This is a genomic window from Micromonospora sp. NPDC085948, from assembly GCF_040686315.1.
Classification (GTDB): Bacteria; Actinomycetota; Actinomycetes; order Mycobacteriales; family Micromonosporaceae; genus Micromonospora.
Genome location: NZ_JBFBJW010000005.1, coordinates 47974 through 61770 on the forward strand (window position 1 = coordinate 47974; position 13797 = coordinate 61770).

Sequence of the window (13797 nt, forward strand, 5' to 3'; positions counted from 1 at the left end):
CGGTCCCACCGCTTCGGCCGAAGGGGCACCAGCATGGCGAGCACTGTCGACAATGCCCATTCCCGCACCGACGTCGCGAGCACCCTCGGCACCGTCATCGACGACGTGATCCGACCGCAGGCGACGATCGTCGACCGGGAGGGGACCTTCCCCCGCTCGGGTGTCGACGCCCTCGCCGCGGCCGGCCTGCTCGGCCTTGCCTCCTCGACCGAGGTCGGTGGCGGCGGTCACGGCATGCGCGTGGTCGCCGAGGTCGTCGAGCGGCTGGCCGCCGAGTGCGGGTCCACCGCGATGGTGGTGCTGATGCACTACGCGGCGACCGCCGTCATCGAGGCGCACGGCCCGCGCGAGGTCCGCGCGGCCATCGCCACCGGCGGTCATCTCGCCACGTTGGCCTTCTCCGAGTACGGCTCCCGCAGCCACTTCTGGTCGCCGACCGGCACCGCGCGCACCACCGACGACGGCACGATCCGCCTCGACGCCCGCAAGAGCTGGGTCACCTCGGCCGGCGAGGCCAACAGCTACGTCTGGTCGAGCCTCCCGGTGGCCCCCGACGCCGGCCCGATGACGCTCTGGCTCGTTCCCGCCGACAGTCCCGGCCTGACCGTGACCGGCGATTTCGACGGGCTGGGCCTGCGCGGCAACGGCTCCCGACCGATGACCGCCGAGGGGCTCCGCGTCCCGTCGACAGCGATGATGGCGACCGACGGCGCGGGGCTGGACACCGCGCTGGGCGCGGGGCTGCCCTGGTTCCTGGTGCTCAATGCCGCGTTCTGTCTCGGTCTCGCCGACAGCGCGGTCGCCGAGGCTGGCCGACATCTCACCGCGACGACGCTCACCCACACCGGCGCCGCCCTGCGCGACGCGCCCGTCACCCGCCGCGACCTCGCCCGACTGATGATCCGCACCGATGCCCTGCGTGCCTTCCTGGGTGACACCGTCTCCGCGCTGGAGACCGGCCGCGACGACGCCATGCTGCGGGTGCTCCAGGTCAAAGCCCTCGCCGGCGAGACCGTCGCCGACGTGACCGACGGCGCGATGCAGCTCTGCGGCGGCAGCGCGTTCCGCAGGGAGTTGGGCCTCGAGCGCCGTTTCCGCGACGCGCGCGCGGCCCGGGTGATGGCACCGACCACCGACGCCCTGCTCGACTTCGTCGGTCGGGTCGCCACCGGGCTGCCCCTCTTCGACGGGGCCAACCGCTGATGCCGGCGCCGGCCGTCCTGATGGGCGCGGTCGCGTACGACCCCAAGGTGGTGACCATCTGGGAGGGCTTCCGGGCCTGGCTGCGCGGGCGCGGCCTGGACTTCGACTTCGTCCTCTACTCGCACTACGAGCGGCAGGTCGAGGATCTCGTCGCCGGCCGGATCGACGCGGCCTGGAACTCGCCCCTGGCCTGGTTGCGGGCCGAACGCCTGGCGGCGGCCACCGGCACCGCCGTCCACGCGCTGACCATGCGCGACACCGACCAGGACCTCACCTCGGTCGTGGTGGTGCGCGCCGACTCACCGGTGCGGCAGGTCGAGGATCTCGCCGGAAAACGGGTGGCTGTCGGCGCGGTCGACAGTCCGCAGGCGACCCTGATTCCGCTGGAGCACCTCGCGAGCGCCGGCGTCGAGGTCGACGTGCGCCGGTTCGACGTCGGTGTCGGCCTGCACGGCGACCACATCGGCGGGGAGCGCGACGCAGCCCGCGCCCTGGTGGCCGGGGAGGTCGACGCCGTCTGCATGATCGACGCCAACCATCTGGCGTTCGTGCGGGAGGGCACGCTGCCTCCCGAGGGCACCCGGATCGTCGGGCAGACCGCGCGCTACGACCACTGCAACATGACGGTCCGCGGGCCGGAGTCCGCCGGGGTCCAGCTTTTCGGCACGCTGCTGCTCGGCATGTCGTACGCCGATCCGCAGGTGCGTCCGCTGCTCGACCTGGAGGGGCTGACGGCCTGGAAGGACGGCCGCACGATCGGGTACACGCTGCTCGCCAGGGCGGTCGACGTCAGCGGGTTCTACTCTCCCGACGGGCGGGTGACGGCCACGGACTACCGGCCGTGAGCGGAGCACCGGCCGCCGACGTCGAGGCCCACCTCGGCGACCTGGGCTTCGGCCGGGGCGCGCACCTGCTGGTGCAACGTGCTCTGGCCGGCCTGCCACCGGGAGGCCGGGTGGCGGTGCACGGCCGTGATCCGGCGCTGCGCGTACACCTGCCGGTCTGGTGCCGTGGCCGGGGTCATCGGGTCGAGTGGCCGGATCCGGGTGACCGGAGCGGCCTCGTCGCGGTGGTGGTCCGCGGATCGGCGGATGACGACCGCTGGTTCGGCGCGGAGCGGGCCGGGCCGGCCCTCCCGTCGGCGCTCAGCAGCCGTCCACCGGCGCGGTGGGGGCTCGGCGCCCGGGGCGCCCTCCTCGAAGCCGGTGGTCCGGAGGCCCGGTTCGACCTGGACGACCGCGACCTGGTGTGGGCCGACATCGCCCCCCACCTGTACGCGCAGGCCGCCGCCCGACAGTGGGACCCGCAGGCCGCGGTGCCGTGGGACGACCCGTTCGTGCTGCCGGCCGACGTCGAGGCCGCGGTGGTGCAGGTGATGACCTACCTGGTGGAGAACGAGCAGGCCGCGCTCGTCGTACCGGCCCGGTTCGTGGGGCGCATCCACCCGCACTTCCGGGAGGTGGTGCAGCTGCTGGCCGTGCAGATGGCCGACGAGGCCCGGCACATGGAGGTCTTCAGCCGGCGGGCGCTGCTGCGGGGGGCCGACCTGGGTACGTCCTCCGCTGGCGGTCGGCAGTCGCTGTTCACGCTCGTCGCGGAGTCGGACTTCGCCCTGGCGTCCTTCCTGCTCTCCGTGCTCGGCGAGGGCAGCTTCGTGGATCTGCTCTCGTTCCTGCACGAGAACGCCCCGGACCCTGTGACACGTCGGATCTGTTGGCTCGCCCGGCAGGACGAACGCCGGCACGTGGTGTTCGGCATGGCGCACCTGGAGCATCAGGCACAGCTCGACCCGCTGCTGCGAGATCGACTGCGGGCGGCCATCCACCGCCGCCACGACGCGCTCGTCGACACCGCCGGCCTCAACGCGGACGTCTTCGACGCGCTCGTGGTGCTCGCCTCGGGTGGCTGGCACCCGGACGAGGTGTCCGCCGGCCACGACCGGGTGCAGGCCCTGCAACACGCGATGGATCAGGGCCGCCAACGCCGGCTGGTACGGCTGGGCTTCCGGCCCGACGAGGCCGCCGCCCTCTCCGCCCTGCACACCCGCAACTTCATGTAGGCGATCCCCGCGCACGGCCACGGCGTGCGCGGGGATCGGGGTACGGCAGGTCAGGCAGCGCTGGTCACTGGCCGAGCAGGGTCCGGATCTGACCCGCGTAGCCGGCCACCGTGAAGTCCGGGCCGACGGAGTCCACCAGGATCAGGTCGTTGATGGTGTGCGCGACGCGCAGCGACAGGATGGCCTGGTATTCGGGCGAGTTGTACCAGGTCCTGGCGGTGTCCGCGTCCGGGAACTCGATCAGCACGACCGAGCCGGGCCAACTGCCCTCGATGACCTGCACCTCGGCGTCCAGGACGAGCCACTTGGCGCCGTACGGCTCGGTGGTGGCCTGCACCTGCTCCAGGTAACGCAGGGACTCCTCGGTCGGCACACCGCCGGGGATACGCAGGTGGTTGATCAGGTAGGTGCTCATGTCGCACTCCTCAACGTGGGTGTTGGGTTCTCCGGTCGCATAAGTACGACCGGTCGTCTTGGAACCGGTGGACGCCGCGGCAGCTGGCCTGACGCGCACGTCAACGCGGGTGGGGACCGACGTGGATCAGGCGAGGATCCGCGTCAGGGTGATCGTGAGGAACTCGTGGAGGGCGGTCAGGTCACCGGAGGCCTTCGCCCGCGCTGCCGCGCCCTCGTAGCTGGAGACGATGAAGCCGGCCAGGTCAGCGGCAGGCTCGTCACCGTGCAGCTCACCGGCGGCACGTGCCTGCTCGATCGTCACGGCGAGCGCGGCGACCCAGCGGCCGAAGCCGGCGTCGACGGCGGTGCGCAGAACGTCGCTGTGCGCCGGGATCTCACTGGCGAAGTTGCCGAGCAGACAGCCCCGATCCCCCATGGTGTCGCCGAGGCCGGTGATGTAACGGAGGTGGTTGACGATCCGCTCGCGCGGCGTCCCGCCCCGCTTCTCGTCCAGCATCTCCAGCCCCATCGCCGCCGAGTATCTCGCCACCGAGTCGAGGGCGAGATCCTCCTTGCTGGCGAAGTGGTTGTAGAAGGTGCCCTTCGGCGCGCCGGCGGCGGCGACGATGTCCTGAACGCTCGTCCCGTTGTAGCCGCGCAGATGGAACAGATCCAGCGCGGCGTCGGACAACCGCTGCCTGGTCCCGGCGGAGGCCGGCGACTTGGGTCGTGGCATGTCGTGACGCTCCTTCGCTCGGGTGCTGGCTGACGTCCACCACAATATGACCGGTCGTCTCGGAATGCCAGTGATGTGACCACGGTCATCCCGGCAGTACCGTGGAGGACCATGACCAGCGACCCCAGCACGACCCGCGAGGCACTGCTGCGGCTGCGTGAGCAGACCGATTCCCAGGCCGCCGCCCTGGAGGGCGACCTGCGCAGCCTCTTCGAGGCGTCCCGGTCGTCGAACGCCGACGACGAGCACGACCCGGAGGGCAGCACTATCGCCTTCGAACGCGCCCAGCTCACCGCCGTCCTGGACGCCACCCGCCGACGGCTGGCCGAGCTGGACGTCGCGCTCCGGGGGATCGACGACGGCAGCTACGGCATCTGCGAACGATGCTCCCGACCGATTCCCGCCGAACGACTCCTCGCCCGCCCGTCGGCGCGGACGTGTGTCGCCTGCGCCAGCCGGCGGTGACGGGTGCCCGCCGGCCGGGGCGGTGGTCCGCCCCACGATGCCCCGGCCGGAGGAAGGCTCACGTCCGGGGCCGTTCTGCCCCGGCTGCCCGGCGCCTCGCCCTGATGACTCCGGGAGCCGCGCCCGCGCCGGGCACCGTCGTACCCGGTTGATCAGCTGCAACAGTCTCCTGCGGGCACGGCCGCGAGGGCGATGAGGCTGATCGGTGCGGACCGCAGCCCTGCGGAGATGCCGGTGGACTCTCCACGCCCCGTCGGGTCCGGCCCGCAGCAGTTGTCGCCGTTCACCGCGTCGGCGGGGCTGCTGTTGCACACACCGGTCTCCGGCAGGTCGAGCTGGACGTCCCGAGCCGCCGCCCAGTCCCCGGCGAGAGCGGCGACCACGGAGCGGACCTGCTCGTAGCCGGTGGCCATGAGGAACGTCGGCGCCCGACCGTAGGACTTCATGCCGACGGCGTAGTAGCCGCGCTCCGGGTGAGCGAGCTCGTCCACGCCGTGTGGTGGAACGGTGCCGCAGGAGTGCTCGTTGGGGTCGATCAGCGGGGCCAGGGCGCGGGTGGCTCCCATGATCGGGTCCAGGTCCAGCCGCAGCTCGGCGGCGATGGTGTGGTCGGGGCGGAAGCCGGTGGCGGCGACAACGCGGTCGACGGTGATCGACTCGTCGGCGCCGGCGGCGTCGCGCACGACCACGCTCACGCGGCCGTCCGCCGCGGTGAGCGCCTGCACGGAGAACCCGGTGAGCAGCCGGATCCGGCCGGCGTCGACGTGCGCGCGCAGCCGCGAGCCGAGCGCGCCCCGCGCCGGGAGGGCGTCGGCGGTCCCGCCGCCGTAGGTACGCGTCGGCGAGGCGGCCCGGATGGCCCAGGTCACCTCGGTGCCGGGCTCGGCGGCGGCCAGTTCCGCCAGGGACAGCAGGGTGTTCGCGGCCGAGTGACCGGCGCCCACCACCAGGGTGTGCCGACCGACGAACCGGTCCCGGTCGACGCCGAGCACGTCCGGCAGGGCGTGTTCCAGGTACGCCGTCGCGTCGGCTTCGCCCCGCGCGGGCAGGCCTGACGCACCGAGGACGTTTGGCGTACGCCAGGTGCCCGAGGCGTCGATGACGGCGCGGGCGCACAGTTCCTCGCCGTCGGCGAGGCGGAGCAGGAACGGTGTGGTGTCGCGGCCGGCGGTGCGCAGCCGGTCGAGGCCGAGCCGGCTGATCGCCTCGACGTGTGCCCCGTAGCGGACGTGCGGCCTGAGCTGCGGCAGCTCCGCGAGGGGTCGTAGGTAGTCGCCGACCAGCTCCGCGCCGGTGGGCAGGTCATCCAGGTCGGGGGCGACCCAACCGGCCGCGTCGAGGAGCCGACGGGCGGCCGGGTCGATGTTGTACCGCCAGGGTGAGAAGACGCGTACGTGCCCCCACTGCGCGACGGCGGCACCGGGGGCGTCGCCGGCTTCGAGGACGACGAAGGTCAGGCCCCGCTCGTGCAGGTGCGCGGCGGCGGCGAGGCCGGTCGGGCCGGCGCCGATGACGACGACGGGAAGGCCGTCCAGGGCGTTCATCAGGTGACTCCTCGTGGTGGTGGTCGGGTCGGAGCGGCGTGGGCTCATCAGGTGATGACGGGGCTGCGGCGTTCGAGGAGGACGACGTCACGCCATCGGTCGTGGTGGCGGCCGACCCGCTCGCGTACGCCGATGACACGGAACCCCGCGCGCTGGTGCAGCGTGAGGCTGGCGACGTTCTCCGGGAAGATCCCGGACTGGATGGTCCAGATGCCGGCGGCCTCGGTGGAGGTGATCAGGGCGTCCAGCAGCAGGCGGGCGACGCCACGGCCCTGGGCGGCCGGGTCCACGTAGACGGAGTGTTCGACCACGCCGGCGTAGACCGCGCGGGTCGAGGTCGGCGAGACGGCGATCCAGCCGACGATGCCGCCGTCGTGGTCGAGGGCCACGAAGCGGTGCTCGGCCAACCGTGCCGCGTCGAAGGCCGCCCAGGTCGGCGCCGTGATTTCGAAGCTGGCGTTGCCGGCGTCCAGACCGGCCTGGTAGATCGCCAGGACCCGGTCGGCATCGGTGTCGGTCATGGGTCGCACGGTGATGTCGACCATCGGCAGATTCCCTTCCGAGGAGATCAGACGACTGTCTTGACGTTCGTCGAATCAGACAGTTGCACACTGATTAGAGAAGTGTCAACCTAGAGCAATGTCGAATCAAGCAGCGCCGGAATGCTGCCCCTCGCTGACCGAGCGGCGCGTACCCGCCGAGGCCGCCGCGGTGCTCGCGCCCGCGTTCAAGGCCCTCGGCGACCCGGTGCGGCTGCAACTGCTGTCGATGATCGCCTCCGCCGACAGCGGGGAGATCTGCGTCTGCGATCTGACCCCCGCGTTCGACCTGACCGGCCCGACCATCTCGCACCACCTCAGGACGCTGCGCGAGGCGGGGCTGGTCGACGCCGAACGCCGAGGCACCTGGGTCTACTACCGCGCCCGGCCGGCCCTCCTGCGCCAACTCGCCGCGCTGCTCACCGTGGCACCGGCGACATGACAGCGACAATTCGGAACGACCCCGCCGAGAGCGCCGTCGGTGGCCGGCTCTCCCGACTCGACCAGTTCCTTCCCGTCTGGATCGGGCTGGCGATGGTTGCTGGCCTGCTCCTCGGTCGCCTGATCCCCGGCCTGGACAGCGCGCTGGAAGCGGTGACAGTCGGCGGAATCTCGCTACCGATCGCGATCGGCTTGCTGATCATGATGTACCCGGTGCTCGCGAAGGTCCGCTACGACCGGCTCGACACCGTCACCGGCGACCGCCGGCTGCTGATCTCCTCGCTGGTCCTCAACTGGGTCGTCGGCCCCGCCGTGATGTTCGCCCTGGCCTGGATCTTCCTGGCCGACCAGCCGGCGTACCGCACCGGGCTGATCATCGTCGGTCTGGCTCGGTGCATCGCCATGGTCATCATCTGGAACGACCTCGCCTGCGGTGATCGGGAGGCCGCCGCCGTCCTGGTCGCGCTCAACTCCGTCTTCCAGGTCGTCGCCTTCGGCCTGCTCGGCTGGTTCTACCTGTCCGTGCTCCCGCAGTGGCTGGGTTTGTCCGGCGCCGAGTTGACGATCTCCGCCTGGGACATCGCCCGCAACGTGCTCATCTTCCTCGGCATCCCGCTGCTCGCCGGCTACCTCACCCGCCGTCTCGGCGAGCGCACCAGGGGCCGCACCTGGTACGAGGCACGCTTCCTGCCCAGGATCGGCCCGGCGGCCCTCTACGGGCTGCTGTTCACGATCGTGATCCTGTTCGCCCTCCAGGGAGACGCGATCACCAGCCGACCCCTGGACGTCATCCGCATCGCCCTGCCCCTACTGGTGTACTTCGCCCTGATGTGGGCCGGCTCCTACGCCCTCGGCCGGGCCATCGGTCTCGGCTACGAGCGCACCACCACCCTCGCGTTCACCGCCGCCGGCAACAACTTCGAACTGGCCATCGCCGTCGCGATCGGCACCTTCGGCGTCACCTCCGGCCAGGCCCTCGCCGGAGTCGTCGGCCCCCTGATCGAGGTGCCGGTCCTGGTCGGGCTCGTCTATGTCTCGCTGTGGGCGCGTCGCTTCTTCACCCCCACCACCTCCGCAACCCCGTAACCCGGAAGGCACCCGCCGTGAGTGACAAGCCCAGCGTCCTGTTCGTCTGCGTCCACAACGCCGGCCGGTCCCAGATGGCCGCCGGCTGGCTGCGCCACCTCGCCGGTGACACCGTCGAGGTCCGCTCGGCCGGCTCCGCGCCGGCCGAGACGATCAACCCCGCCGCCGTGCAGGCCATGCGCGAGGCCGGCATCGACATCACCGACCAGACCCCGAAACTTCTGGAGTACGCGACCGCGCAGTCCTCCGACGTCATCGTGACGATGGGCTGCGGCGACACCTGCCCGGTCTTCCCCGGCACGCGCTACGAGGACTGGAAGCTGGAGGACCCCGCCGGCAAGGACGTCGAGGCCGTCCGCGGAATCCGCGACGAGATCCGGGGCCGGGTGGAGAAGCTCCTCGCCGAACTGCGCCCCACCGCCTGACCGCGCCAGCGGTGATCGGGGAGCCAGACCTCGACGGCCCGCCGATCACCGCACCTGCCGACGAAGCCCTCGCCGCGCTACCGCCGCGCCTTCGCGGGCACCACCGTGACAACCTGCGTCCGGGTCGAGCTCTCGCCGATGAAGGGGTCGCTCGACCAGAAGCTGGTGTGCAGGTATCCCGTCTGGGAGGGCGCCAGGTCGAGTGCGAACCGCCCCTTGGCATTGGTGTTCACAAACCCGTACTGGTTGTAGCAGCCGTTGTCGTCGCACAGCACGAACAGGATCGCGAAGGCCTGGTTGGGGAGCGGTGCCCAACCGGACGGGGTGAGCCAGGACAGCCGGCCGCTGGCCCGGACGGTCTCGCCGGCGACGATGCGGGTGCGGTCCACCGTCGCGGTGACGCGCGTCTTGCGGGGCACGATCGGCAACTGGAAGTTGACCGGTTCAGACTGCTCGAAGCCGAGTTCGCCGTAGGAACCCGCGTACTGCACCATCACTTCCGAGTTGTAGGCGTACAGGGTGACGGTCCCGGTGAACGAACCGTCGGCCCCCGTACGCACCGGCGGAGAGCCGACGCCCGCGTTGATGTCGACAGGGACGTCGGCGAGCGGCCGGATCTCGCCGGTGCCCGGCCAGCGTCCCTTGAGCACACCTCGCGCGGTCACCTCACGGTGGTCGTAGTCGATGGTGCTGCGGTCGATGGTGACATCCTCCAGGAAGGTGGCGACCCGGTAGTTGAGCCAACCGGCGAAGTCCTCTCGTACGTGGTTGCCCGCGGTGTCGGTGACCTCGACGTGGACCCGGTGGTCGCCGAGCTCATCGAGGATCAACGGCGCCGGCGTCGCCCAGATGGTGGCGTCCGGCGTCTCCGAGTCGACGACGAAGTCCGAGGTCTGGGCGACTGGCACGTGCGCCTCGCTGACGATCTCCGCGCGAATCTCGGCGATCGGCTGCGTCGAGGTGATGGAGACGAACAATCTGCCCCGAACACCCTCCGAGGACCCGTAGGCGCTGTTGACCCGCAGGAGGTCGGCGGCCTGGGCAGGTGCCGGCGCGGCGCTGACGACCAGCGCCGCGCCGAGCACACTGGCAGCGAGAATTGACGTTCTCTTCATGGAACCCCCGTTGGAAGCCCGTCGAATCGACGGAAGCGAACCTCCAGTTATAGAGGCCGGGGCGTTGCCGTGCAATCGACGCAGAGTAACGAGGATGTCGAGGTCGTACTCTCAGCGACTCCCCGCGTAGACGGCGCGATCGCCCAACTCCTCCTCGATGCGGATGAGCTGGTTGTACTTGGCTGTGCGGTCCGAGCGCGACAGCGAGCCGGTCTTGATCTGCCCGCAGCCGACGCCCACCGCCAGGTCGGCGATCGTGGTGTCCTCGGTCTCTCCGGAGCGGTGTGACAGCACCACCCGGTAGCCCGCCTTGTGGGCGGCGTCCACCGTCGCGAGGGTCTCGGTGAGCGTGCCGATCTGGTTGACCTTGACCAGGATCGCGTTGGCGTAGCCGCCCTCGATCCCGTCGCGCAGCCGGTCGACGTCGGTGCAGAAGACGTCGTCGCCGACCAACTGCACCCGCTCCCCCGCCACTGCGGTCAGCCGCTTCCACCCGGCGAAGTCGTCCTCGGCCATCGGGTCCTCGATCGAACTGATCGGGTACCGGGCGAGCAGGTCCACCAGGTAGTCGATGTGCTCCTCGACGGTGCGCTGGCGCCCCTCACCGACGTAGTCGTAGACGCCGTCGCGGAAGAACTCCGAACTGGCCGGATCGAGACAGATCGTCAGGTCGGTGCCAGGCTCGTACCCGGCGCCCTCGATGGCGCGCAGCACGAAACGCAGCGCCTCCTCGGCGTCCGTGACGTTCGGCGCGAAGCCGCCCTCGTCACCGACGTTGGTGCTGTGCCCGGCCGCCGCGAGGGACCTCCGGAGGGTGTGGAAGACCTCCGCGCCCATCCGGACCGCCTCGGCGAACGTCCGCGCGCCGACCGGGGCGATCATGAACTCCTGGAAGTCGAGCGGGTTGTCGGCGTGCGCGCCGCCGTTGATGATGTTCATCATCGGCACCGGCAGCAGACGGGCGCCGACGCCACCCACGTAGCGGTACAGCGGCTGCCGGTGTGCCGACGCCGCCGCCTTCGCGGTCGCCAGGGAGACCGCCAGGATCGCGTTGGCACCCAGCCGACCCTTGTCCTTCGACCCGTCGAGAGCGATCATCGTCTCGTCGATCAGCGCCTGGTCCTCCGCGTCGAGTCCGAGCACCGCGTCGGCGATCTCGCCGTTCACCGCGGCGACGGCCGTCGTGACGCCCTTGCCGTGAAAGCGCGTGTCGTCCCCGTCGCGCAGCTCGACCGCCTCGTTCGCTCCCGTCGACGCACCGGAGGGCACGGCCGCCCGGCCGGTCGACCCGTCGGCGAGGACCACGTCGGCCTCCACGGTCGGGTTGCCCCTGCTGTCGAGGATCTGCCGAGCCCACACCCGACTGATTGCCGTCATCACACACTCCCTGTTCAAGCTGCCTTTTCGCCGCCAGACTGGCAGGAAACGGCGGCCCTGGCACCGCGACGATCGACACGTTGACCCGTACCCCGGGGTGCGGGTTTAGGGTCGCGGGATGCGGGTGGGTGAGCTGGCACGACGGACCGGGACCACGGTCCGGGCCTTGCGGTACTACGAGTCGGCAGGGTTGGTCGTGCCCCGGCGGCTGGGCAACGGCTACCGGGAGTACGACCCGATCGCGGTGCGGCTGGTGGCCCAGATCCGCGAGTTGATGGCGCTCGGCCTCACCGTCGAGGAGACCCGACCGTTCGTCGAGTCGATCGCCAGTGGCGCCGACGACGCCGACGTCTGCGCGGCGGCGGTGGCGACGTACCGCAGCACCATCACCGGCCTGCAGGAGCGGATCGGCAAACTGACCGCCCAGCGGGACGCGCTGGACGCCCGCCTCGACGCGGCCGCGACCCAGGTCGTGCCCGGCAGCGCGGCGGTCGGCACCGACCCCGCCGCGCTGGTCGGCACCCGCCTGCCGCCCCTGTCCTTCTACGGGACCGACGGCCGCCCGGTCGACCTCGGCGCGCTCGGCGCCGGGCGCACCGTCATCTTCGTGTACCCCCTGACCGGGCGGCCGGGTGTCGACCTGCCCAACGGGCTGCTGGAGGTCCATGGCGCCCGGGGCAGCACCGAGCAGGCCGCCTGGTTCCGCGACCACCACGCGGAGCTCCGCGCCGCCGGCGCGGCCCGGGTGTACGGCCTGTCCGCGCAGTCGACCGGGTACCAGCGGGAACTCGCCCACCGGCTGCGGCTGCCCTACCCGCTGATCCCCGACCCGCGGCTGACGCTTGCCGACGCGCTGCGGCTGCCCACCCGCACCGCCGGGGACATGACGCTCTACGAGCGGTTGACGCTGATCATCGCCGACGGCGAGGTCGAACACGTCTTCCACCCGATTCCGGACCCGGCGTCGCACCCGCTGCACGTGATGCGGTGGCTCACCAAGCGACGCCAGGCCCCTGGCGCGGTCGCCGCCTAGAAGTCGTCGTCGAACTAGCCGCACTGCTCGGCGTCCATCGTTACTTCTGCAACATGATCGATGCGGCGTCCGCCACAACACCCAACGACCAATCGAGCTGACCGCATTCGCTCTGACTCGTGCACTCGAGGCAGCCGCCTGAACGCCACGGCTGGTCACGTGCCCGAGTCCAGTGGGCATCAAGCGTCCGCATCACGCATCAACCGGGTCATGACGATCCTCAAAGACCGCGAGTTTAGACGGAGTGACTGTCATCCACCCCGCACTGCCTCGTCGATCATGGAGTTGTGGTGGGTGACAAAGTGCATGCACGACACCAAATCAGGCACCACAACTCCATGATCGGCGAGACCGCGGCCGTGGGTCGGTCGCCGCCTAGAAGTCGTCGTCGAAGTCGACGGTGCCTTCCACCCCGACCTGGTACGCCGACACCCGCCGCTCGAAGAAGTTGGACAGCTCCTGCACGTCCTGCAACTCCATGAAGCCGAACGGGTTGCTCGACCCGTAGTGCGGGGCGATGCCGAGCTGGGCCAGGCGGCGGTCGGCGACGTGCTGGAGATACTCCCGCATGTCGGCCAACGTCAGGCCGGGCACGCCGTGGCCCACCAGGTCCTCGGCGAACTGCACCTCGCACTCGACGGCCTCGACGAGCATCTGCCGCACCTGGTCGGCGAGGTCGTCGTCGAACAGGTCGGGTTCCTCGGCGCGGACGGTGTCGACGACGTCGAACGCGAACGCCATGTGCATCGACTCGTCGCGGAACACCCAGTTGGTGCCGGAGGCCAGACCGTGCAGCAGGCCACGGGAGCGCAGGAAGTAGACGTACGCGAAGGCGCCGTAGAAGAACAGCCCCTCGATGCACGCGGCGAAGCAGATCAGGTTGAGCAGGAACGTCCGGCGGTCGTCCCGGGTCCGCAGCTCCCGCAGGTCGTTCAGGGAGTCGATCCAGCGGAAGCAGAACTCGGCCTTGCGACGGATCGAGGGGATGTTCTCGATGGCGGCGAAGGCCTCGAAGCGCTCGGTCTCGTCGGGCACGTACGTGTCGAGCAGGTTGAGGTAGAACTGGACGTGCACGGCCTCCTCGAACAGCTGCCGGGACAGGTAGAGGCGACCCTCGGGGCTGTTGACGTGCTGGTAGAGGTTGAGCACCAGGTTGTTGGCGACGATCGTGTCGCCGGTGGCGAAGAACGCCACCAGTCGGCTGACCAGGTGCCGCTCGGCCGGCGACAGCTTGTCCAGGTCGGCGAGGTCGGCGTGCAGGTCGACCTCCTCGACCGTCCAGGTGTTGCGGATGGCGTCGCGGAACCTGTCGAAGAAGTGCGGGTAACGCATCGGGCGGAGGGTGAGGTCCATCCCGGGGTCGAGCAGCATGTGCGTG

At 70.8% G+C, this 13797-nt stretch carries 15 protein-coding genes; 8 read left to right on the forward strand and 7 right to left on the reverse strand.

Annotation, left to right across the window (positions count from 1 at the left end):
- Positions 1 to 33: 33 nt before the first annotated feature.
- The 3 genes from AB0O48_RS15455 to AB0O48_RS15465 are packed head-to-tail and all read left to right on the forward strand — an operon-like array spanning position 34 to position 3262.
- On the forward strand, positions 34 to 1203 hold the full coding sequence (locus AB0O48_RS15455; protein WP_365066025.1) for an acyl-CoA dehydrogenase: 1170 nt from the start codon (positions 34 to 36) through the stop codon (positions 1201 to 1203).
- Complete coding sequence (locus tag AB0O48_RS15460) at positions 1203 to 2048, forward strand: PhnD/SsuA/transferrin family substrate-binding protein (protein WP_357570289.1); 846 nt, start codon at positions 1203 to 1205, stop codon at positions 2046 to 2048. Before AB0O48_RS15455 ends, AB0O48_RS15460 begins: the two co-directional genes overlap by 1 nt.
- On the forward strand, positions 2045 to 3262 hold the full coding sequence (locus tag AB0O48_RS15465; protein WP_365066029.1) for a ferritin-like domain-containing protein: 1218 nt from the start codon (positions 2045 to 2047) through the stop codon (positions 3260 to 3262). The genes AB0O48_RS15460 and AB0O48_RS15465 overlap by 4 nt, the downstream gene beginning before the upstream one ends.
- A 64-nt stretch (positions 3263 to 3326) precedes the next feature.
- Here AB0O48_RS15465 and AB0O48_RS15470 read toward each other — a convergent pair whose 3' ends face one another.
- A complete protein-coding gene (locus tag AB0O48_RS15470) occupies positions 3327 to 3677 on the reverse strand; it encodes a DUF1330 domain-containing protein (protein WP_357239622.1) in 351 nt (116 codons plus the stop codon).
- Positions 3678 to 3803: 126 nt separating this feature from the next.
- Positions 3804 to 4394 (reverse strand): TetR family transcriptional regulator, encoded by a 591-nt coding sequence (locus AB0O48_RS15475; RefSeq protein ID WP_357570290.1) that lies wholly within the window; start codon positions 4392 to 4394, stop codon positions 3804 to 3806.
- Between the two features lie 111 nt (positions 4395 to 4505).
- On the opposite strand from AB0O48_RS15475, the gene AB0O48_RS15480 reads away from it, so the two are divergent.
- Positions 4506 to 4859 (forward strand): TraR/DksA C4-type zinc finger protein, encoded by a 354-nt coding sequence (locus tag AB0O48_RS15480; protein WP_357570291.1) that lies wholly within the window; start codon positions 4506 to 4508, stop codon positions 4857 to 4859.
- 152 nt (positions 4860 to 5011) lie between these two features.
- Here AB0O48_RS15480 and AB0O48_RS15485 read toward each other — a convergent pair whose 3' ends face one another.
- Both AB0O48_RS15485 and AB0O48_RS15490 read right to left on the reverse strand, forming a co-directional pair.
- Positions 5012 to 6403, reverse strand: coding sequence for an FAD-dependent oxidoreductase (locus tag AB0O48_RS15485; protein ID WP_357570292.1), 1392 nt, complete (start codon positions 6401 to 6403; stop codon positions 5012 to 5014).
- Between the two features lie 47 nt (positions 6404 to 6450).
- A complete protein-coding gene (locus AB0O48_RS15490; RefSeq protein ID WP_357239633.1) occupies positions 6451 to 6948 on the reverse strand; it encodes an N-acetyltransferase family protein in 498 nt (165 codons plus the stop codon).
- A 94-nt stretch (positions 6949 to 7042) separates the two neighbouring features.
- Between AB0O48_RS15490 and AB0O48_RS15495 the strand changes: the two genes are divergently transcribed.
- The 3 genes from AB0O48_RS15495 to AB0O48_RS15505 are packed head-to-tail and all read left to right on the forward strand — an operon-like array spanning position 7043 to position 8894.
- Positions 7043 to 7384 carry a metalloregulator ArsR/SmtB family transcription factor gene (locus AB0O48_RS15495; RefSeq protein WP_357239636.1) on the forward strand — a complete coding sequence of 114 codons (342 nt, stop codon included), beginning with the start codon at positions 7043 to 7045 and terminating at the stop codon, positions 7382 to 7384.
- Positions 7381 to 8469, forward strand: a complete 1089-nt coding sequence (gene arsB, locus AB0O48_RS15500) for an ACR3 family arsenite efflux transporter (protein WP_365066035.1) — start codon at positions 7381 to 7383, stop codon at positions 8467 to 8469. Before AB0O48_RS15495 ends, arsB begins: the two co-directional genes overlap by 4 nt.
- Positions 8470 to 8486: 17 nt before the next feature.
- Positions 8487 to 8894, forward strand: a complete 408-nt coding sequence (locus tag AB0O48_RS15505; protein WP_365066038.1) for an arsenate reductase ArsC — start codon at positions 8487 to 8489, stop codon at positions 8892 to 8894.
- Between the two features lie 77 nt (positions 8895 to 8971).
- On the opposite strand, the gene AB0O48_RS15510 is transcribed toward AB0O48_RS15505, so the two are convergent.
- Positions 8972 to 10009, reverse strand: a complete 1038-nt coding sequence (locus AB0O48_RS15510; RefSeq protein ID WP_357239645.1) for a hypothetical protein — start codon at positions 10007 to 10009, stop codon at positions 8972 to 8974.
- Between the two features lie 111 nt (positions 10010 to 10120).
- Positions 10121 to 11386: a phosphopyruvate hydratase gene (gene eno / locus AB0O48_RS15515; RefSeq protein ID WP_357570295.1), complete on the reverse strand. Its 1266-nt coding sequence runs from the start codon at positions 11384 to 11386 to the stop codon at positions 10121 to 10123.
- 118 nt (positions 11387 to 11504) lie between these two features.
- On the opposite strand from eno, the gene AB0O48_RS15520 reads away from it, so the two are divergent.
- Positions 11505 to 12419, forward strand: coding sequence for a MerR family transcriptional regulator (locus AB0O48_RS15520; protein WP_357570297.1), 915 nt, complete (start codon positions 11505 to 11507; stop codon positions 12417 to 12419).
- Positions 12420 to 12794: 375 nt separating this feature from the next.
- Here the strand turns inward: AB0O48_RS15520 and AB0O48_RS15525 are convergent, their stop codons facing one another.
- Positions 12795 to 13790 (reverse strand): ribonucleotide-diphosphate reductase subunit beta, encoded by a 996-nt coding sequence (locus AB0O48_RS15525; RefSeq protein WP_365066682.1) that lies wholly within the window; start codon positions 13788 to 13790, stop codon positions 12795 to 12797.
- Positions 13791 to 13797: the final 7 nt, after the last annotated feature.

What these genes read in the sequence shown, in the direction of transcription:
- arsB (WP_365066035.1), top strand. Translation starts at nt 7,381, where the DNA reads ATGACAGCGACAATTCGGAACGACCCCGCCGAGAGCGCCGTCGGTGGC.
- AB0O48_RS15525 (WP_365066682.1), bottom strand. Translation starts at nt 13,790, where the DNA reads ATGCTGCTCGACCCCGGGATGGACCTCACCCTCCGCCCGATGCGTTAC.
- AB0O48_RS15520 (WP_357570297.1), top strand. Translation starts at nt 11,505, where the DNA reads ATGCGGGTGGGTGAGCTGGCACGACGGACCGGGACCACGGTCCGGGCC.
- AB0O48_RS15485 (WP_357570292.1), bottom strand. Translation starts at nt 6,403, where the DNA reads ATGAACGCCCTGGACGGCCTTCCCGTCGTCGTCATCGGCGCCGGCCCG.
- AB0O48_RS15480 (WP_357570291.1), top strand. Translation starts at nt 4,506, where the DNA reads ATGACCAGCGACCCCAGCACGACCCGCGAGGCACTGCTGCGGCTGCGT.
- eno (WP_357570295.1), bottom strand. Translation starts at nt 11,386, where the DNA reads ATGACGGCAATCAGTCGGGTGTGGGCTCGGCAGATCCTCGACAGCAGG.
- AB0O48_RS15490 (WP_357239633.1), bottom strand. Translation starts at nt 6,948, where the DNA reads ATGGTCGACATCACCGTGCGACCCATGACCGACACCGATGCCGACCGG.
- AB0O48_RS15510 (WP_357239645.1), bottom strand. Translation starts at nt 10,009, where the DNA reads ATGAAGAGAACGTCAATTCTCGCTGCCAGTGTGCTCGGCGCGGCGCTG.
- AB0O48_RS15455 (WP_365066025.1), top strand. Translation starts at nt 34, where the DNA reads ATGGCGAGCACTGTCGACAATGCCCATTCCCGCACCGACGTCGCGAGC.
- AB0O48_RS15495 (WP_357239636.1), top strand. Translation starts at nt 7,043, where the DNA reads ATGTCGAATCAAGCAGCGCCGGAATGCTGCCCCTCGCTGACCGAGCGG.
- AB0O48_RS15460 (WP_357570289.1), top strand. Translation starts at nt 1,203, where the DNA reads ATGCCGGCGCCGGCCGTCCTGATGGGCGCGGTCGCGTACGACCCCAAG.
- AB0O48_RS15475 (WP_357570290.1), bottom strand. Translation starts at nt 4,394, where the DNA reads ATGCCACGACCCAAGTCGCCGGCCTCCGCCGGGACCAGGCAGCGGTTG.
- AB0O48_RS15470 (WP_357239622.1), bottom strand. Translation starts at nt 3,677, where the DNA reads ATGAGCACCTACCTGATCAACCACCTGCGTATCCCCGGCGGTGTGCCG.